17 protein-coding genes are annotated in these 18,001 nt (G+C 72.3%); 8 read left to right on the top strand and 9 right to left on the bottom strand.

Annotated elements, in window-relative coordinates:
- The first annotated feature begins 105 nt into the window (after positions 1-105).
- Complete coding sequence (locus tag OG223_RS41050) at positions 106-873, top strand: hypothetical protein (RefSeq protein ID WP_329260330.1); 768 nt, start codon at positions 106-108, stop codon at positions 871-873.
- A 40-nt stretch (positions 874-913) separates the two neighbouring features.
- On the top strand, positions 914-1,120 hold the full coding sequence (locus OG223_RS41045; RefSeq protein ID WP_329260328.1) for a hypothetical protein: 207 nt from the start codon (positions 914-916) through the stop codon (positions 1,118-1,120).
- Positions 1,121-1,275: 155 nt separating this feature from the next.
- Here the strand turns inward: OG223_RS41045 and OG223_RS41040 are convergent, their stop codons facing one another.
- Complete coding sequence (locus OG223_RS41040) at positions 1,276-2,088, bottom strand: GntR family transcriptional regulator (protein ID WP_329260325.1); 813 nt, start codon at positions 2,086-2,088, stop codon at positions 1,276-1,278.
- A 188-nt stretch (positions 2,089-2,276) separates the two neighbouring features.
- On the opposite strand from OG223_RS41040, the gene OG223_RS41035 reads away from it, so the two are divergent.
- Together OG223_RS41035 and OG223_RS41030 are read left to right on the top strand one after the other, a co-directional pair.
- A complete protein-coding gene (locus OG223_RS41035) occupies positions 2,277-3,125 on the top strand; it encodes a (2Fe-2S)-binding protein (RefSeq protein ID WP_329260321.1) in 849 nt (282 codons plus the stop codon).
- Between the two features lie 303 nt (positions 3,126-3,428).
- On the top strand, positions 3,429-4,469 hold the full coding sequence (locus OG223_RS41030) for a DUF2637 domain-containing protein (protein WP_329260319.1): 1,041 nt from the start codon (positions 3,429-3,431) through the stop codon (positions 4,467-4,469).
- An 86-nt stretch (positions 4,470-4,555) separates the two neighbouring features.
- Here the strand turns inward: OG223_RS41030 and OG223_RS41025 are convergent, their stop codons facing one another.
- Both OG223_RS41025 and OG223_RS41020 read right to left on the bottom strand, forming a co-directional pair.
- Complete coding sequence (locus OG223_RS41025; RefSeq protein ID WP_329260316.1) at positions 4,556-5,008, bottom strand: ATP-binding protein; 453 nt, start codon at positions 5,006-5,008, stop codon at positions 4,556-4,558.
- A 474-nt stretch (positions 5,009-5,482) separates the two neighbouring features.
- Complete coding sequence (locus tag OG223_RS41020) at positions 5,483-5,950, bottom strand: hypothetical protein (RefSeq protein WP_329260313.1); 468 nt, start codon at positions 5,948-5,950, stop codon at positions 5,483-5,485.
- A 182-nt stretch (positions 5,951-6,132) separates the two neighbouring features.
- Between OG223_RS41020 and OG223_RS41015 the strand changes: the two genes are divergently transcribed.
- Positions 6,133-7,230 carry a helix-turn-helix domain-containing protein gene (locus OG223_RS41015; RefSeq protein ID WP_329260310.1) on the top strand — a complete coding sequence of 366 codons (1,098 nt, stop codon included), beginning with the start codon at positions 6,133-6,135 and terminating at the stop codon, positions 7,228-7,230.
- Here OG223_RS41015 and OG223_RS41010 read toward each other — a convergent pair.
- Positions 7,227-8,969 (bottom strand): pyruvate dehydrogenase, encoded by a 1,743-nt coding sequence (locus OG223_RS41010; protein ID WP_329260307.1) that lies wholly within the window; start codon positions 8,967-8,969, stop codon positions 7,227-7,229. The two genes, OG223_RS41015 and OG223_RS41010, sit on opposite strands and share 4 nt — an antisense overlap.
- A gap of 73 nt (positions 8,970-9,042) precedes the next feature.
- Positions 9,043-10,974 carry a protein phosphatase 2C domain-containing protein gene (locus OG223_RS41005; RefSeq protein WP_329260303.1) on the bottom strand — a complete coding sequence of 644 codons (1,932 nt, stop codon included), beginning with the start codon at positions 10,972-10,974 and terminating at the stop codon, positions 9,043-9,045.
- Between the two features lie 580 nt (positions 10,975-11,554).
- Here OG223_RS41005 and OG223_RS41000 point away from each other — a divergent pair.
- Entirely contained in the window at positions 11,555-12,535 is a 981-nt protein-coding gene (locus OG223_RS41000; protein ID WP_329265731.1) for a helix-turn-helix domain-containing protein, read from the top strand.
- 36 nt (positions 12,536-12,571) lie between these two features.
- Complete coding sequence (locus tag OG223_RS40995; protein ID WP_329260300.1) at positions 12,572-13,054, top strand: DUF456 domain-containing protein; 483 nt, start codon at positions 12,572-12,574, stop codon at positions 13,052-13,054.
- Positions 13,055-13,063: 9 nt separating this feature from the next.
- Here the strand turns inward: OG223_RS40995 and OG223_RS40990 are convergent, their stop codons facing one another.
- Positions 13,064-14,272 carry an SGNH/GDSL hydrolase family protein gene (locus OG223_RS40990; RefSeq protein ID WP_329260298.1) on the bottom strand — a complete coding sequence of 403 codons (1,209 nt, stop codon included), beginning with the start codon at positions 14,270-14,272 and terminating at the stop codon, positions 13,064-13,066.
- 181 nt (positions 14,273-14,453) lie between these two features.
- Between OG223_RS40990 and OG223_RS40985 the strand changes: the two genes are divergently transcribed.
- Positions 14,454-14,825 carry a PPOX class F420-dependent oxidoreductase gene (locus tag OG223_RS40985; RefSeq protein WP_329260296.1) on the top strand — a complete coding sequence of 124 codons (372 nt, stop codon included), beginning with the start codon at positions 14,454-14,456 and terminating at the stop codon, positions 14,823-14,825.
- A 1-nt stretch (position 14,826) separates the two neighbouring features.
- On the opposite strand, the gene OG223_RS40980 is transcribed toward OG223_RS40985, so the two are convergent.
- From OG223_RS40980 to rsgA, 3 genes are all read right to left on the bottom strand, one after another.
- The gene (locus tag OG223_RS40980) at positions 14,827-15,348 is read right to left on the bottom strand and encodes a methylated-DNA--[protein]-cysteine S-methyltransferase (protein WP_329260284.1); all 522 of its coding nucleotides are present in this window, start codon (positions 15,346-15,348) and stop codon (positions 14,827-14,829) included.
- Positions 15,345-16,769: a DNA-3-methyladenine glycosylase 2 family protein gene (locus tag OG223_RS40975; protein ID WP_329265730.1), complete on the bottom strand. Its 1,425-nt coding sequence runs from the start codon at positions 16,767-16,769 to the stop codon at positions 15,345-15,347. The genes OG223_RS40980 and OG223_RS40975 overlap by 4 nt, the downstream gene beginning before the upstream one ends.
- Before the next feature lie 82 nt (positions 16,770-16,851).
- A complete protein-coding gene (gene rsgA / locus OG223_RS40970) occupies positions 16,852-17,973 on the bottom strand; it encodes a ribosome small subunit-dependent GTPase A (protein ID WP_329260283.1) in 1,122 nt (373 codons plus the stop codon).
- Positions 17,974-18,001: the final 28 nt, after the last annotated feature.

The raw sequence follows: 18,001 nt of genomic DNA, 5'->3' as shown, positions 1-18,001 counted from the left end.
CTTTCACCCACCCTCTTGGCCGGGCCGCCCGATCCGTGCTGAGATGCGGCCACCACTCAACAGCTCAATGGTGTGCTCGGGGAGGGCAACGTGGCGCATTCCGCCATGTCTGGAAACGGAACGACCGAAGGTGACGATCCCCTCCAGACCGCGGTGTGGCGGCTGCGCTCGCGGGCCTGCTGGGTCGACGCGGCGGCGCTGCTGCGGCCCGACACCGCGGCACCGGCCCTTCAGCGGACCGCGCTGCTCGTGGAGCGGTGTCTCTACACCGAGCAGGGCTGGGAGGACGCCGACGACGCGCTGCGGACGGCGGAGGCGCTGGCCCACAGCGACGACGAGCGGGGCGCGGCGGCCTGTGAGCGCGGGTACCTCGCCTACGCGGCCACGCTGCACTCGGTGCGCGACCGGGCCGACGAGGCGCGGGCCGCGCTCGGGCGGGCGGCGGCGCTGATCCCGCCGGACGGTGCGGGGCGGGCGCTGCTGGACTTCCGGCGGGGGCTGGTCGCCGAGAACCTGGCGCGTTCGCCGCAGGCCGCGCGGGCCGCGTACCGGCGTGCGCACGCGGGGGCCGCCGACCAGGCCGACCCGCTGCTGCTGTCGTTCACTCATCGCCACCTGGCCGGACTGGCCCTGCGGGACGGGGAGTTGGCGGAGGCCCGGCACGGCTTCGCCGAATCGCTGCGGATCCGGGAGGAGTTGGGCTACCTCGTCGGTACGGCACCGGCTCTCGTGTCGCTCGCGGACGCGGAGGCCGAGCCGGAGGCGTCCCGGTTGCGCGAGGAGGCTCGGCGGCTGTTCCGGCTGCTGGGCGGTGTACCGACGTGGCTGGCACGGCAGTTGGCGGTGCCCGCGCCGGGTGCGGCCACGGCGTAGGTCAGGAGCCGTCGGTCCGGTTCTGGACGACGTTCACGACGTGGTGGACGAACTGCAGGACGGATGCCCGGAGTTCGGGGTCGCGGGCGACCAACACCCCGACGGCTACGAGCAGAAGGACCGACAGGAGGCTTCCGCGCGACGCGCCGGAGTGGCCGCGCCGGGCTCCCGCCTGCGCGGCCCGCATCCCGTCCTGCGCGGCCTGTCGCGCCGACTGCTCGGCGCCTCGCCGTGCGGCCTGTTGTGACGCTTGCCGGCCCGGATTCGGAAACATCGGCGCTCTCCCCCGCGGAACGGTCGTCCCTTTCCGTGGGGCACGTCACCACCGGTCGGGCGGGTTCCCGGTGCGGCCCGCGGTCGCCGGACCCGGACCCGCTCGTGACCGGAGTCACATATTCGGGTTCACGCGGCTCCCGCGAAGTGCTCCTGCACCAGGGAGCGCACCACGTCCCACTCCCCCGCGGCCAACGCGTCGAGGAGCGCCAGGTGTTCGGCCGCGTCCGCGACCAGGTCGGCCCGCCCGCGCGTGACGGGACCGCCGACCAGCGGCCACTGGGCGCGGCGGTGCAGGTCCTCGGCGATCTGGACGAGCTGCTCGTTGCCGGAGAGGGAGAGGAGAGCGCAGTGGAAGGCCCGGTCGGACTCGGCGTACGTCGCCCGGCACCCGGTGGACGCGGCGCGCACGGTCCCCTCGGCCAGCGGGCGCAGGTCGCTCCAGCGGCCGGCGGGCACGGTCCGGGCGAGCCGGAGCATCACCGGCACTTCGATCAGGGCGCGGATCTCGGCGAGTTCGGCGAGTTCGCGGGCCCCTCGCTCGACCACCCGGAAACCCCGGTTCGGTACGACCTCGACGGCACCCTCGGTGGCGAGCTGCTGCATGGCCTCGCGCACGGGGGTGGCGGAGACGCCGAACCGGTCGCCGAGCGCGGGCGCGGAGTAGACCTCGCCCGGGGTCAGTTCGCCGCCGACGAGCGCGGTGCGCAGGGCATCGAGGATCTGGCCGCGCACGGAGGACCGCTGGACGACGGCCCGGGGGCGCGGGATCGGCGTCTCGCTGTGCGTGTGCTCACCGCGCACCGCACCGGCGCCGTCCGCGAGATCCCGGTTCCGGTCCCGGTCCATATCGGCGGCGCGCGACTGCGGCGGCACCCGGGAGCCCCGGGGACGCGGATCCGGAATGCCGGTACCGGCGGAGCCCTGCGCGCCTTGCTTCACGGGTCCTCCTCCGGACGTGTCGGTACTTGGGGTCATTACGGCGTCTTGTTACTCGTCCGTCAAGCACCTTAGGCGCAGATCGGACTTCGGGGGTAATGAGGGTGTCCCCCATAGGGCAGGGTAAATCCCATACCTGTTGGGTAAGGTAAGCCTTACCTCTAAACCAACGGCGAATCGGTGGTCCCGGCATGCCCCTGCCTTCTTCGGCCGTAGCGGACTCGTACGCCCGCCTCACCGAGGTCATCCCCGGGCTCGCGATCACCGAACTCACCCCGGACCAGCCGACTCCCACCGGCGGCGGCTGGATCTCCGCGGCCGCGCTCGCGGCGGGCGGCGAAGGCCTGGAGGCGTTCCTCGCCCGGGACGACGCCCAGGTCCTGCGCGACCACGGCCGCCGGGGCCGCCCGGACGTGATAGCCACCTTCGGCCTGCACCGCTACGCCTGGCCGGTCGTCCTCCTGTTCACCGTCCCGTGGTTCCTGCACCACCGCGTCCCCCGCCTCCCCGTGACCCACGTCTCCTACGACCGCACGGCCGAGGGCTTCGACATGGGCCGGCTGGCCGTCCGCACCGACTCCTTCGCCTGCCTGCCCGGCGACCCGGCGGCGGCGCTGCCCGGCGCCCGGGTGGTCCCGGACGAGGAGGCACTGCGGGCCGAGGTACGGGCCGCGGTCGCCGAGCACATGGAGCCCGTCCTGGCCGGCTTCGGCCCGCGGATGCGCCGGCGGGGCCGCGCCCTGTGGGGCATGGCGACCGACGAGGTCGTGGAGGGGATCTGGTACGTCGCCGACCTCTTCGGCGAACAGCAGCGGGCGGTACGGGAGTTGGAGCGGCTGCTGCCGGGCGCGACCAAGCCGTACGTCGGATCGGCCGCGTTCCGTGAGGTGACAGGGCCTCATGGCGAGCCGCTGTCCACCCGGGACCGGGCCAGTTGCTGTATGTACTACACGCTGGACGCCGACGACGCGTGCGCGACCTGTCCGCGCACCTGCGAGACGGAGCGGGTCACCAAGCTGCTGGCTGCCGCCGCGAGTTGAGGGACCCTCAGTCACACGCTCGACTCGGAGCCCGCTAGGATCGGCCGCGAACGAGACGCCCGCCCGGTAACAGGTGCTTCACAACTTCCTCACTTGTCGCAGGAACTTTCCGTGGAACCACCCGTACGGGTAGTCTTATTCGAACTCAACTCCCGCCCCTCAAGCGGCAGTTCGAGCAGAAAGCCGCCTTGGGCATCCCCTTGCACCTCCTTGGCGGCCTCTTGCCCCGAAAACGCCTGAGGGCCGTTGGGATTGGGCCACTATGGCGGGCGTTACGCCCTATCCCAATGCAAGGGACCCCAGATGAGACTGACCGACATATCGCTTAACTGGCTGCTTCCCGGCGCCGTACTGCTCCTGGGCATGCTGGCGGCGGTTGCGGTGCTCGCGCGGAGCAAGCGGTCCGGCGGGGAGCACGCGAAAGACGACTCGTGGGAGCGCACGGAGGAGCGCCGCAGGCGCAAGGAAGCCATATACGGCATCGCCTCCTACGTCCTTCTGTTCTGCTGTGCGGCGGTCGCCGCGGCACTCTCCTTCCACGGACTGGTCGGCTTCGGCCAGGAGAACCTCGGCCTCACCGACGGCTGGGAGTACCTCGTCCCGTTCGGCCTCGACGGCGCGGCCATGTTCTGCTCCGTCCTCGCGGTCCGCGAGGCCAGCCACGGTGACGCGGCCCTCGGCTCCCGGATACTCGTGTGGACGTTCGCGGCCGCGGCCGCCTGGTTCAACTGGGTGCACGCGCCCAGGGGTGTCGACCACGCGGGCGCTCCGCAGTTCTTCTCCGGCATGTCGCTGTCGGCCGCGGTCCTGTTCGACCGCGCGCTGAAGCAGACCCGTCGGGCCGCGCTGCGCGAGCAGGGTCTGGTGCCGCGTCCGCTGCCGCAGATCCGTATCGTCCGCTGGCTGCGCGCCCCCCGTGAGACCTACAGCGCCTGGTCGCTGATGCTCCTGGAGAACGTCCGCAGCCTGGACGAGGCGGTCGACGAGGTGCGCGAGGACAAGGCGAAGAAGGAAGAGACCCGACTGCGTCGGCGCGACCAGCAGCGGATCGAGCGGGCCCAGCTCAAGGCCATAAGCCGGGGGCAGCGCGGCCTCATGGGACGGGGCGGCGGCCGGTCGCCGGAACCGCAGGCCCTGGAGCGCGGCTCCGGTCAAGCATCCGCGGAGCCTGCTCTATCGACGCCGGAACAACTGCCGGTTCGCACGCGTCCCTCACTCCAGCCAGTCCGCGGGGCATCTGACCCGATAACCGTCGACCTCACGGCGGAGGACGACACCATGGCCCTGCCGCGGCTCGACTCCCTCGAGCGCAAGCTCAAGGACCTGGAGCAGCAGTTCGGCTGAGCCGACAGGCTGCGAGCCGAGAGCCGGGACCGGGCGACAACGGGACGGGGGCGGAGTCCAACTGGACGCCGCCCCCGTCCCGTTGCTCATGCCGCGTCCGAATCCAGCTCGAACCAGACGGACTTGCCGACCCCGTGGGGCGACACTCCCCACGCGTCCGCGAGGGACTGCACCAGCACCAGGCCCCGCCCGTGCGTACCGTCGTCGGCGTCCGGTACGCGCAGTCGGGGCCTGCGGGCCACGAAGTCCCTTACTTCCACGCGGAGTCCATCCGGTCCGACGGTCGCCGTGAGCACGGCGTCGCGGTCGGTGTGGATCAGCGCGTTGGTGACGAGTTCACTCGTGAGCAGTTCCGCTATCTCCGATCGTCCCGGCCTCCCCCAGTGCCGTAACAGTTCACGCAACGCTCTGCGCGCCTCGGGCACCGCCCGCAGGTCCGCGCGTCCGAGTCTGCGCCTCAGTTGAGGCGGCTGCGCCGGTTGCGTGGCGCTGTCGGCCTTGTCCTCCACCGCTTTCGACGAGGAGGCCCCGATCGCCATGGGACCGCCCCCTCGTGCTTGCCTTTTCATGACCCCCGCCTGCACGCCGGTTTCCGGTTCCCTCCTGCTCGAACACGTTCACGGGGATCCATGCCCTCGCCGGGAACAGGGCAGTCATGTCGAAGTGACAACGACCGGGTGTTCGGCCACAGTTGCGCCGAGTCCGGCGAGGCGGAGGAATCGGGGGCCGTGCCGTCCGTACGGTCGAACGGCCGCCGTACGGAGCATGCGACGCGGGTGGGGCGGTCGGGGCGTTCCCTTCCGGGATGTGCCGGCTCCCGGCACCGGGACCAGACACCCCGTGCCGTCCTGACCACCGGCGATCGAACCGACTGCCGATGCGGGGCTGCCGATCCGGCCGTAGTCCGCGAAGGCGTGGGACGGTTGGTCCCCCCGGACCACCCTGAGGTCCACCCTCCGCGAATCTGGCCGGAATCAGCCGCTCAGCAACCGCGAACGGCTCGGCTACGGGGGCTACTTGCCGCCGATCCCCTTCGTGCCGATGTGGAAGATCTTGTGGGTCGTGCGGGTCATGTCGACGATCAGCCTGGTGGTGTCCCCGCCGCCCCAGGTGAGGGTGATGGCGGCCTCGGTGTACCCGGCGGTGCCGTTGTCGGTGACCTTCCAGCTCAAGGGGATGTTCTGGGCCTGAAGGACGCCGTCCGCGTGGTTCTTGTTCTCCCAGGCCGTCAGCTCCTTCAGGTAGGCGGGGGTGAGGTAGTAGGCGCGCAGTTGCCGGGCGAGCTCGCCGCCGCTGTCGAGGTCGCTCTCGGCGTCGACGTAGGCGCCGTAGAAGTCGGCGATGCGGGTGATGTTGTCGTCCGGCGAGCCGCTCACCGAGCGCGGGGCGCCGGCGGAGGCCTGGGCCGCCACGCCCAGCCCGAGGGCGAGGGCGAGGGCGGCGGCGAGGGCGGTGCGGCGCGTGGCCTTCTTGCTGTTCACGTGTGGTCCCCGTTTCGGATCGGTGCCGTGCGATGTGGTCGGTCAGAGCTTCGGTGCCCGGCCCGGACGACCGCAACGACCGACACCGACCCCGCGACGGTGGAACCGTCCCACCCCCGCTGACCTCCTCTTCTGTGGTGTGCCTGGGATGCCGTCCTGGGACGCGACGCAGAGGGGCGACGGTGTCGGGCGAGGGCAACGACAAGGACGTCGAGGAGTTCGCGGCACTGCTGCGCCGGCTGAAGGACCGCACGGACCGCAGCTACAGCCAGTTGGCCCGCCGCCTGAACATGAACGCCTCGACCCTGCACCGCTACTGCGTGGGCGAGGCGGTCCCCCTCGGCTTCGCGCCCGTGGAGCGTTTCGCGGCGCTGTGCGGGGCGCCCCCGGAGGAGCGGCTGGAGCTGCACCGGTACTGGATCCTGGCGGTGGCGGCACGGCAGCGGCCCCGGCCCGCCGAGAACCCGGTCCCTGAACCGGTGCCGGAGGAAGTCCCCGCGCCGACGCCCAGCCGCTGGTACCGCCGGCGGCTCACGCTCACGGTCGCCGTGGTGTGCGCGACGCTCGCCGCGTGGGGCACCCTGTCGGCGGTCTCCACCCACGGCACGGCCAAGTCCAAGGCCGGCAGTACGGCCATGGCCTCGCCGTCCGCACCACCCACACCACCCGCCCCACTCGCCTGGACCGCCGACTCCCAGGTCTGGGAGATCGGCTGCGACCACGACTACGTCATCGACAAGGCGCCCAAGGAGGTGCCGCCGCCCCCGGTCCAGCAGGACGCCGGGGACTGGGCGGCGACGCAGCACGCGGTGCACGGCGGGCAGACGGACGTCGAGATCTCGGTGCAGGGCAAGACCTCAACAGCCGTGGTCCTGGAAGCACTTCGGGTCCGCGTCGTCGGCCGTTCGACACCCGCCCCGGGCACCGCCTACTCGATGGCCCAGGGCTGCGGCGGGGACATCACCCCGCGCTACTTCGGCGTGAACCTGGACGCCCACCGCCCCCTCGCCGTCCCGGAGCCGGGCGGCGAGATGGGCAAGCCGACCCCTGCGGTACACCTGCCCTACCGGGTCTCGGCCACGGACCCGGAAGTCCTGCTGGTCAAGGCCCGCACCGGGACCTGCGACTGCCGCTGGTACCTCGAACTGGACTGGTCCTCCCTGGGCCGCACCGGCACCCTCCGCATCGACGACCACGGCAAGCCGTTCCGCACGACGAGCATCAAGGGCCTGCCGCACTACTGGTACGCGGCGAACGGCTGGGCGCCGTACGACGGTTAGAGCCCGCGTACGTTCCTGATGTTGGACCGGGCCATCTGCAGCATGCGTCCGACTCCCCCGTCCAGCACGATCTTCGACGCCGACAGCGCGAAGCCGGTCACCATCTCGGCGCTGATCTTCGGCGGGATGGACAGGGCGTTGGGGTCGGTGACGACGTCGACGAGGGCCGGGCCCTTGTGCTTGAAGGCGGCCTTCAGCGCGCCTTCCAGGTCCTTGGGCTTCTCGACCCGCACACCGTAGGCACCGCAGGCGCGCGCCACGGCACCGAAGTCGGGGTTCTTGTTGGTGGTGCCGTACGACGGGAGACCGGCGACCAGCATCTCCAACTCGACCATGCCCAGGGAGGAGTTGTTGAACAGGACGACCTTCACCGGCAGGTCGTACTGGACGAGGGTGAGGAAGTCGCCCATCAGCATGGAGAATCCGCCGTCGCCGGACATCGACACGACCTGCCGCTCGGTGTCGGTGAACTGGGCGCCGATCGCCATCGGCAGCGCGTTCGCCATCGACCCGTGCGAGAACGAACCGATCACGCGACGACGGCCGTTGGGCGTGATGTAGCGCGCGGCCCAGACGTTGCACATACCGGTGTCGACCGTGAACACGGCGTCCTCGTCGGCCAGTTCGTCGATCACGGAGGCCACGTACTCGGGGTGGATCGGGACGTGCTTCTCAACCTTCCGCGTGTACGCCTTGACGACGCCCTCCAGCGCGTCGGCGTGCTTCTTGAGCATCCGGTCGAGGAACCGCCGGTCGTCCTTCGGCCGCACCCGCGGGGTGAGACAGCGCAGCGTCTCCTTCGCGTCGCCCCACACCGCGAGGTCCAACTTCGAGCGCCGGCCGAGGTGTTCGGGCCGTACGTCGATCTGGGCGATCTTCACGTCGTCGGGCAGGAACGCGTTGTACGGGAAGTCGGTGCCGATGAGGATGAGGAGATCGCACTCGTGGGTGGCCTCGTAGGCGGCGCCGTAGCCGAGCAGTCCGCTCATCCCGACATCGAACTTGTTGTCGTACTGAATCCATTCCTTGCCCCGCAGGGCGTGTCCGATCGGGGACTTGATCTTCCCGGCGAACTCCATGACCTCGGCGTGCGCGCCGGCGACACCGCTGCCACAGAACAGGGTGACCTTGTCCGCAGCGTCGATCAGCTCGACGAGCTTGTCGATCTCGGTGTCGCCGGGGCGGACGGAGGGGCGGGAGGTGACGAGGGCGGTCTCGGCGGCCTTGTCCGGGGCGGGCTCGGAGGCGATGTCGCCGGGGAGGGAGACGACGCTGACGCCGCTCTGTCCGACCGCGTGCTGGATGGCGGTCTGGAGGAGGCGGGGCATCTGCTTGGGGTTGGAGATGAGTTCGCTGTAGTGACTGCACTCCTGGAAGAGCCGCTCCGGGTGGGTCTCCTGGAAGTAGCCGAGGCCGATCTCGCTGGACGGGATCTGCGAGGCGAGGGCGAGGACCGGGGCCATGGAGCGGTGGGCGTCGTAGAGGCCGTTGATGAGGTGCAGGTTGCCCGGGCCGCAGGAGCCGGCGCAGGCCGCGAGCTTCCCGGTTATCTGCGCTTCGGCGCCGGCGGCGAAGGCGGCGGTCTCCTCGTGCCGTACGTGGATCCAGTCGATGGCGGAGTTGCGGCGGATCGCGTCGACCACCGGGTTGAGGCTGTCGCCGACGACGCCGTAGAGGCGCTTGACTCCGGCGCGGACGAGGATGTCGACGAACTGTTCGGCAACGTTCTGCTTGGCCATGGTTCTCGCGTGCCCTTCGGTTTCCTGTGTCCTACGGATCCCTCTGGGTTCCATGAATTCACAGCCCGGGCGCTCACGCCTCCCAAACAGCCGCCGCCGTGCGGTCGTCGGCATAACCCTTGACCCGCACTTGGGTGTCCGCGAGGAACGCGGCGAGACCGGGCGGAGTGGTGCCGGACCATCGCCCCGCCAGATGGGCGGACAGCGCGGGCTCGCCGCGCAGAGGTTCGGCCAGCCCCCCGGTGCACATCAACAGCGTGTCTCCCGGGCGGGCGACGGAGGCGCGGAAGCGGAAGGGTTCGCGGGGCGGTTCGGGGGCGGGTTCGTACGGGCTCGGGGGTGTCGGGATGCCGAGGTCCATGGTGAGCCGGTCGCCCTCGGGCGTCTCGGCGGGCTGCGACCCGAACCCGACGACGGCCTCGCCGCTCAGGTCGCCGACGGCGGGCTCGATGTCCTGCCACTCGCCGTCCCGCAACCGGAACAGCCCACCGGGGCCGACCCCGAAGAAGACGCGCGTACGGCACTCCGGATGCGCGGGCAGCAGGAGACACCGCAGCCCGGCCGAGTACTCCTCGGGGTCGATGCCCTGTTCGGCGGCGCTGGCGCGGAGCTTGCCGAGACTCCGGTCGGTGAGCCGGTGCAGCCCGGACTTGAGATCACCGCGCCGGGCGGCCCGGATGTCCTCGGCCAGCCGGGCATGACTCCGCCCGACGGCCCGCCCGATCCAATGACAGGCCTCGGCGGCGGCCCGATGCGCCCCCGGCGTGGCCCGGGCCCCGGTCGCCATCGCCACCAGCACGAGGGCCTGCTCCCCGGTCCCGAACCGCGCCGTCAGCAACGAATCCCGCCGCGGCTCCCCCCGAAACCTCGCGGAGTCCCCCCGCACGGAAGCGGCCCTGATCGTGCTCGTCCCGTACCGCGCCCCGTCCAGCACGGTGTCCGCGACCAGATCGTCAAGGTCGTCCGGGTCGGCGAGCGGCAGGGCGGTGGGCTCGGCGTCGTAGGTGGGCGGACCGGAGCCTACGTAGTCGAGCGCGAGGGATGCGGGCGGGGGTGGCGGTGGGGCGAGGGCGGGGAGGTCGGGGGGCGGGGCGATCGGGAGGGGTTGGGGGGTGACGGGCGGGGGTTGGCGTTGCGGGTACGGGCGGGGGAGGTTCCTCGGGGTCGGGATGGGGGTGTCAGCGACGGGTGCGGGTGTGGTTGGAGGCTGAGGGTAGGGGCGGGGGTCGAACGGGCGGTCCGGGCGGGGGGCAGCGGTCGGGGGTGTGGGGGCGGCGGACGGCTGCGGGTAGCGGCCGGGGCCGGACGGGTCCTCCGGACGCAGCTCCCTCGGAGCGATCGCGGGCTTGTCGGCGGGGGGTGCGGGAACCGCCGACGACTGCGGATAGGCGGGCGGGGAGGGCAGGTCTTCCGGACTCCGGCCCTCCGCGGCGACCGCGGGACTGTCGGCAGGGCGTGCGGGAGCCGCCGGTGACTGCGGGGCGGACAGACCGTCCGGGCGGCGGTCCTCCGGAGCGGCGGTGGGACGGTCGGCGGGTGGTGCGGGAACGGTCGGCGGCGGCGGGTACGCGGGCGGAAACTCCGCGCCGGCCTGCCGCTGAGGGGCTGCCGGTGGGAGCTCGGACGGTGGGTCCGAGGGGAGGTCCTGCCAGGTCGGGTCGGGCGGGGCCTGCTCCCCTGGAGCGGCGGCGGGGGTCAAGGGCGTGAACAACGGAGGCGTGCCCTCATCCACCGAAGGCTCCGCGCCACCCGGCGAAGCCGGTCCCCCGTCCGCCGAAGGCCTCCCCTCCCTCGCCGAAGGCACACGCTCCCCGGCATCGAGAGACCCCGCGTCGAGGGACCGAGGCTCACCGGCACCCCCGCCCACCGTCCCCGCCGCCGAAACGAAGCGGTCGTCGACGGAGTCGCCCGCGGCCGTAGGCCCCGTGTCCCCCGGGGTGTCGTCGTAAAGCTGGCTCCACCAGTCGTCCTCGTGACCGGTCGGCGTTCCCCCCTGCTGGCTCATGCCCCTAATTGTCCACCGCGCGGGCCAGTTGGAAACGGGGCGTCCGGAAAATCGGACGCGCGCCCCTGCTCGAAGGGCGTGTCGGATGACATACCGAACGCTCATCCGGAACACGGCGGCACAGGCAGCGCAGGACGACACAGGGCCGCCGGGCGGCCCCACCCCCCACGGGAGGACCGCCCGGCGACATCTGAGTGACCCGGCCCCAGCTCCCCTGCGTGCCGGCGCACTGCATGGGTCCGGGTCACGTTCCAACTGACCGGATCCCGTTGCGGGTTCGGCCCGTCCAGGCCCGAGTGTGACCCGCTCTCCTGAAGATCCGCTGTGACGCGCGCCCGTCTCCCCCACAGCCGCCGCGCACGAACCCGCAGGCCAACCACACCCAATACGCCCATTACGGGCGACAGTTGGTGCCCCGGTGACGCAACCTTGGCAGAGTGACGGGTGATACGGCGATGATGTGCCTAGGCGGGTTCGCGCCATGGCTGCTTTCCGCCAGACCGCACACACCACCGCGCATACAACACACACCACGCACATGGCGCACACCACGCACATCGCAAAGGAGGGGCGGCACCTGATGCTGGCGGCGATAGGCCTGGACGAGGCGCACGAGTCGGCGTACCGGGCACTCGTGTCCGTCGGCGCCGCGGACGTACCCGATCTCGCCCGACGGCTGGCCATCGGGGAGTACGACACCGAGCGCACCCTGCGCCGCCTGGAGCGACACGGACTCGCGGCCCAGTCCTCGGCCCGCCCCGGCCGCTGGGTCGCCGCCCCGCCCGGCGTCGCCCTGAGCGCCCTGCTCACCCGGCGACGCCACGAACTGGACCAGGCCGAACTGACCGCCGCGCTGCTCGCCGAGGAGTACCGGGCCGGCGCCGCCGAACCCGCCGTACACGACCTGGTGGAGGTGGTGATCGGCGCCGCGGCCGTCACCCAGCGCTTCCTGCAGCTCCAGCTCGGCGCGACCGAGGAGGTCTGCGCGCTGGTCACCGGGAACCCGGTCGCCGTCACCGGCATGGAGAACGACGCGGAGGAGCAGGCCGCCGGCCGCGGGGTCCGCTACCGGGTCGTCCTGGAACGCGCGGTGCTCGACCAGCCGGACGGCATCACCGAACTCACCGCCGCGCTCGGCCGCGGCGAACAGGTGCGGGTGGTGGACAAGGTGCCGACCAAGCTGGTGGTCGCCGACCGGACCCTCGCGCTGGTGCCGCTGACCTCGCCCACCGCGGAGCCGGCCGCGCTCGTCGTGCACGCGAGCGGCCTGCTGGAGCTGCTGTGCGGACTCTTCGAGTCGGTCTGGCGGGACGCGCTCCCGCTGCGCCTGGGCCCGTCCGGCGCCACCGAGCGGGAACCGGACGGCCCCGACGCCGCCGACCTGGAGGTGCTGTCCCTGCTGCTGGCCGGGCTGACCGACGCGAGCGTCGCGAAACAGCTCGATGTGGGCCTCAGGACGGTCCAGCGCCGGGTGAGGCGGCTGATGGAGCTGACCGGCGCGACGACCCGGCTGCAACTGGGCTGGCACGCCCACGAACGAGGCTGGGTGGCCCGTGGCTGACCTGCGGTTTCACCCGGGATCCCGCAGGCTGGGCAGATGGGAGTGGGTGAACTCCTCCTGGTCGGCGTCGTCATCCTGCTCGGCCTGTGCGGAGTCTTGGTGCCCGGAGTACCGGGGTCGTGGCTGGTGTGGGCCGCGGTCCTGTGGTGGGCGCTGAAGGACCCACAGCCGGTGTCCTGGGGCGTCCTCGTGGGCGCCACGGTCGTTCTCTTCCTCTCCCAGGTGGTGCGCTGGGCCCTGCCGCCCCGCCGGCTGCGCGCGAGCGGCGCGACCCCCCGAATGGGCGTGTACGCGGGAGTCGGCGCGTTCCTCGGCTTCGTCCTGATCCCCGTGCTCGGCGCGATCCCCGGCTTCATGGCCGGGATCTACCTCCACGAGCGCATCCGGCTGGGCCGGCACGGCGAGGCCATGGCCGCTCTTCGTACGGCGATACGGTCGGGCGGCTCCAGCGTGCTGACCGAGCTGTTCACCTGCCTGCTGATCGCGGGCGCGTGGCTGGGCGCCATCATCTGGGGCTGACCCGAGGGCTCAGCCGAGCGCCGTGAGGTCGACCTTGTCGGCGAGCGCCCGCATGCCCGCGTCGTTGAAGTGCAGATGGTCGCCGCAGTCGTAGCCGGGCCGGATCCGCTGCGGCTGCGCCGGGTCACGGACGGCGGCGTCGAAGTCGACCACCCCGTCGAAGGGCCCGCCGCCGCGGATGAAGACGTTGAGCTTCTGCCGTACGGCCTCCCGGGCGGCCGTGTAGCCGCCGGCGCCGCCGTACGGCGTGAGGGTCGCGCCGATGACGCGGATGCCGTGCGCGTGGGCGCGGGTCACGAGGGTGCGGTACGCGCTCTCGAAGGCGGCGGGGTCGGTGGCGTTCGGGGTGCCTTTGATGTCGTTGATGCCTTCGAGGACGATCAGCACCCGCACGCCCGACCGTGACAGGGCGTCGGCGTCGAGGCGGGTCAGCGCGCTCGGGCCCACGTCCTGGCGCAGCAGCCGGTTGCCGGAGATGCCGGCGTTGAGGACACCGAGGCGGCGGTACGCGGGCAGGGCGGCGAGGCGTTCGGCGAGCCGGTCGGGCCAGCGGTGGTTGGCGTCGCGGGTGGAGCCGTTGCCGTCGGTGAGGGAGTCGCCGAACGCGACGACACTGCCGGCCGCCGGGGCGTCGAGGACGTCGACACCGGTGACGTAGTACCAGGAGGTCGTGGTCGTCTTGTACGCGGAACCCTTGATGTCCGCGGCCCGATTGCCGCTCGGGGCAAGGTAGTTGGTCTGTCCGGCCGCGCGGTGGTAGGTCGCCGGGCCGGAGTCGCCGGGCGTGTGGACCGTGACGAGCAGGTCCGCGCCGTCGGGCACGGCGAGCGGGACGGGGTCGCTGACCAGGTCCACGCCCGCCGGGATCGTGACCGTCCGGGCGCCCGCGAAGGTGGCGACGCGCATCGAGCCGGGCACGGCGTCCGGTCCCGCCTCGCGCAGGGCGACGGTCACCGCGTCGAGACGCAGGGGCGCGGTACCGAGCCGGTTGGTGAGCCGGACGCGGGTGGCACTGCCGCCGACGCTGAGGTGGACGACGTTGCGGAAGGAGGCACCGGGCCGGGCCGGGGCGGTTCCGGAGGGGGCGGCCTCCCAGGTGCCGGTCCAGGTGCCGAACGGTGCGGAGGCCGGGGCGTCGGCGGTCGCCGTACCCTGCTCAACTCCCGCTCCCAGTACGGCCACCAGCAATGCCACGACGATGCGTCCGGCCCCGACCATGAGCGCTCCACCTCTCCCCACCGACCACGAGGAGGCGACCGTGCCACGCGGGAGTGGGCCGACGGCGGAGCATCACCGGCGAGGGGCTCCACGTCCCCTGTCCGGCGTAGGACGCAGGGCGGACGGCGGTCTGGGACCGCAGGCCGATGCGCGGGGCGGCCCGGCGTGTTTGGCTGCGGTCATGACCGAATTCACCGCGGCCGAACGCGCGTACCTCACCTCGCAGCGGCTTGGACGCCTCGCCACCGTCGACCCGCAGGGCCAACCGCAGGCGAACCCCGTCGGCTTCTTCCCGCAGCCCGACGGGACGATCCTGGTGGGCGGCTATGCGATGGGCACGACCAAGAAGTGGCGCAACCTGCGCAAGAACCCGAAGGTCGCCCTGGTCGTGGACGACATCGTCAGTGTCAGCCCGTGGCGGGTACGGGGCATCGACATCCGGGGCGAGGCCGAACTCCTCGTCGGCCCGCACGAGTTGGGGTCGCACATGAGCGAGGAGGTGATCCGCATCCACCCGCGGCGGATCCACAGTTGGGGCCTGGAGTCGGAGTAGCTCAGCCCAACGCGTCTTCCAGGGTGAGGAGTTGGACCTTGCGGTCGAGGCCGCCCGCATAGCCGGTCAGTGATCCGTCCGCGCCGATCACGCGGTGGCAGGGGCGGACGACCAGCAGCGGGTTGGCACCGATCGCCCCGCCCACGGCCCGGACAGCGGCCCGGGACGCGCCGATCCGCGCGGCGATCTCGCCGTACGTCGTCGTCGCGCCGTACGGGACGGAGTCGAGGGCGGTCCACACGCGCTCACGGAAGTCGGTGCCCGAGGTGCGGAACTCCAGGTGGAATTCCTTGAGTTCACCGGCGAAGTAGGCGGCGAGCTGGTCGCCCGCGGCACGGAAGGGGCCGGGGTCCCGCCGCCACTCCGACTGGACGGTACGGCCGCCCTTCTGGCCGGGGACGGAGAGGGAGGTGAGGGCGCCGGACTCGTCGGCGGTGAGGAGGAGTTGACCCAGGGGGCTCTCGAAACTCGTCCAGCGTGTGGTCGTCGTTGCGGACTTCGGCGTGGTCGTCGGTGTGCTCATCGGGACTCCAACTCTCCTGCTGTGTACAGGTGTTGTGCGGCGTAGGAACGCCAGGGGCGCCAGGCGTCCGGAAGGTCGACGCCGGGCGGCGCCACATCGGGGTCGCCGAGGGCGCGGGTGCGGATGACGGCAACGGTGGCGGCGTCCATGCCGGGCAGCGCGAGCAGGGCCTGCTGCGCGTCGTCCCGGTCGGCGCCGGCGTCGAGTCGTACGGTGCCGTCGGCCAGGGCGGTGGCGAGGACGGTCAGGGGGTCGCCGGGCGGCCCGGCCGCCGACAGCGCGGACGGCTCGGGGAAGAGGTGGGTGAGGCCGCCGGACGGGGCGTCGAGCGTCCTGCCGTACCGCCGCACCAGCCGCTCGGCCTCCGCCCGCCCGACCAGCGCCCGGACGGCGAGTTCCTCGGGATCGGCGGTGCCCGGTGACCGCAGGCCGGGTCGGGCGGCGACCAGTGGGGCGAGCCGGGGATCGTCGCCGAGCCGTTCGTCGACGGCGTACGGGTCGGCGTCGAGGTCGAAGAGCCGTCGCAGCCGCTGGACGGCGGTGGTCAGGTCGCGGTGGTCGGTGAGGTGCAGCCGGGCGTCGAGCCAGCCGCCGGGATGGGCGGGGGACGCGGACTTGAGGGCGCCGGGGCGTTCGTCGACGGCGGCGATTCCGGTGCCGTAGGGGAGGCGGAGGGTTCGGCGGTAGGTGCGGCGGCCGGGGGTGCCGGTGAGCTCCTCGATGCCGGGGACGGCTTCGCGTGCCAGCAGGTCGAAGACGGCGGCGGACCGGTACGGACCCCGGTACGCGAGCCGCAGCGGGATTCCACCGGCCGGTCCGGCCGGTCCGGTCGCCTTCGTCGCTGCTTTGGTCGCTGTCGGCGCCTTGGGCGCGTTGGTGCGCAACTCGGTCGGGGTCGACGCGTACACGGCGCGGATCGTGTCGTTGAACTGGCGGATGCTGGCGAAACCGGCGGCAAAGACGATCTCCGTGATCGGCAGATCGGTGGTCTGTACGAGCACCCGTGCGGTGTGCGCCCGTTGGGCCCGGGCGAGGGCGACGGGGCCGGCGCCGAGTTCGGCGGTGAGCTGTCGCTGGACCTGCCGTGCGCTGTATCCCAGCCGCACGGCGAGCCCGGCGACACCCTCACGGTCCACCACGCCGTCGCCGATCAGCCGCATGGCGCGGCCCACGACGTCGGCCCGCACGTTCCACTCGGCCGATCCCGGCACGGCGTCCGGGCGGCACCGCCGGCAGGCCCGGAACCCGGAGCCCTGCGCGGCGGCGGCCGTCGCGTAGAACCGCACATTGCGCCGCTTCGGCGTCACGGCGGGGCAACTGGGCCGGCAGTAGATCCCGGTCGTGGTCACCCCGAAGAAGAAGTCACCGTCGAACCGGGCATCCCGGCTCCGCACGGCTTCGTACCTGGTGTCTTCGTCCATCACGCCGTCCAGTCTCCGCCATCCCCGGGGGCGGGGCTGGCGGAAATCGGACGCGGCGCTGCCGTGCCGCCGGGCCGGCCCGCTAGACCCGGCGCCCCCGCTTGGCCTCCATGGCGGCCTTGCCCTCCGCGCCCTTCCGCTTCCAGTCGCGTCGCAGTTCGGCCCGGGTCCGGGCGTCGGTCTTGGCGACGATCCACTGGTTCTCGCGCATGAGCTTGCGGTAGCTGTCGAGCCGCCGCTCGGGCAGTTCACCGTTCTCGACGGCGGCGAGCACCGCGCACCCCGGTTCGGCGACGTGGGCGCAGTCGTGGAAGCGGCACCGTCCCGCCAGTTCCTCGATCTCGGCGAACACCTGCCCGACCCCGGTCTGCGCGTCCCACAGCCCGACCCCGCGCAGCCCGGGTGTGTCGATCAGCACCCCGCCGCCGGGCAGGGCGAGCAGGTTGCGCGTGGTGGTCGTATGACGGCCCTTGCCGTCGATGTCCCGCGTCGCCTGGACAGCCATCGCGTCCTCGCCGGTCAGCGCGTTCGCGAGCGTCGACTTGCCCGCACCGGACTGCCCGAGCAGCACGGACGTACCGCCGGCGGCGACCGCGGCGAGCACGTCGATCCCGTCCCCGGCGGCGGCACTGACGGTCAGCACCGGCACACCCGGGGCCGTCGTCTCCACGTCGTCGACGAGATACGACAACGTCACCGCGTCCGGCACGAGGTCGGCCTTGGTCAGCACGACGACGGGCTGGGCGCCGGACTCCCAGGCGAGCGCGAGGAACCGTTCGATACGGCCGAGGTCGATCTCCCCGTTCAGCGGTACGGCGACGATCGCGTGGTCGACATTGGCCGCGAGGATCTGCCCCTCGGACCGCTTGGAGGAGGTGGAGCGCACGAAGGCGGTACGGCGCGGCAGCAGCGTCCGCACATAGCGCGGGCTGCCGCCTTCGGGGTCGACGGCGGCCCAGTCGCCCGTGCACACGACCTTCATCGGGTCACGCGGGACGACGAACTCGGTGTCGGCACGGACCGTACCGAACGGAGTGATGACGTCGCACAGACCACGGTCGACCCGCGCGACACGGCCGGGCAGAAGACCCTGCTCGGCGAACGGGGCGAACTCGGCCTTCCACTCCGCGTCCCAGCCGTACGGCTGCAACGGATGCACGGAGGAGAACGACGAGGACGAACCCGGGAGAGAGGAGAAAGACAAGGGGTGACCCTTCACAAGGGTGGCCCCG

The sequence above is a fragment of the Streptomyces sp. NBC_01478 genome (genome assembly GCF_036227225.1).
Lineage (GTDB): Bacteria > Actinomycetota > Actinomycetes > Streptomycetales > Streptomycetaceae > Streptomyces.
This window is presented reverse-complemented; position numbering and strand designations above follow the sequence as displayed.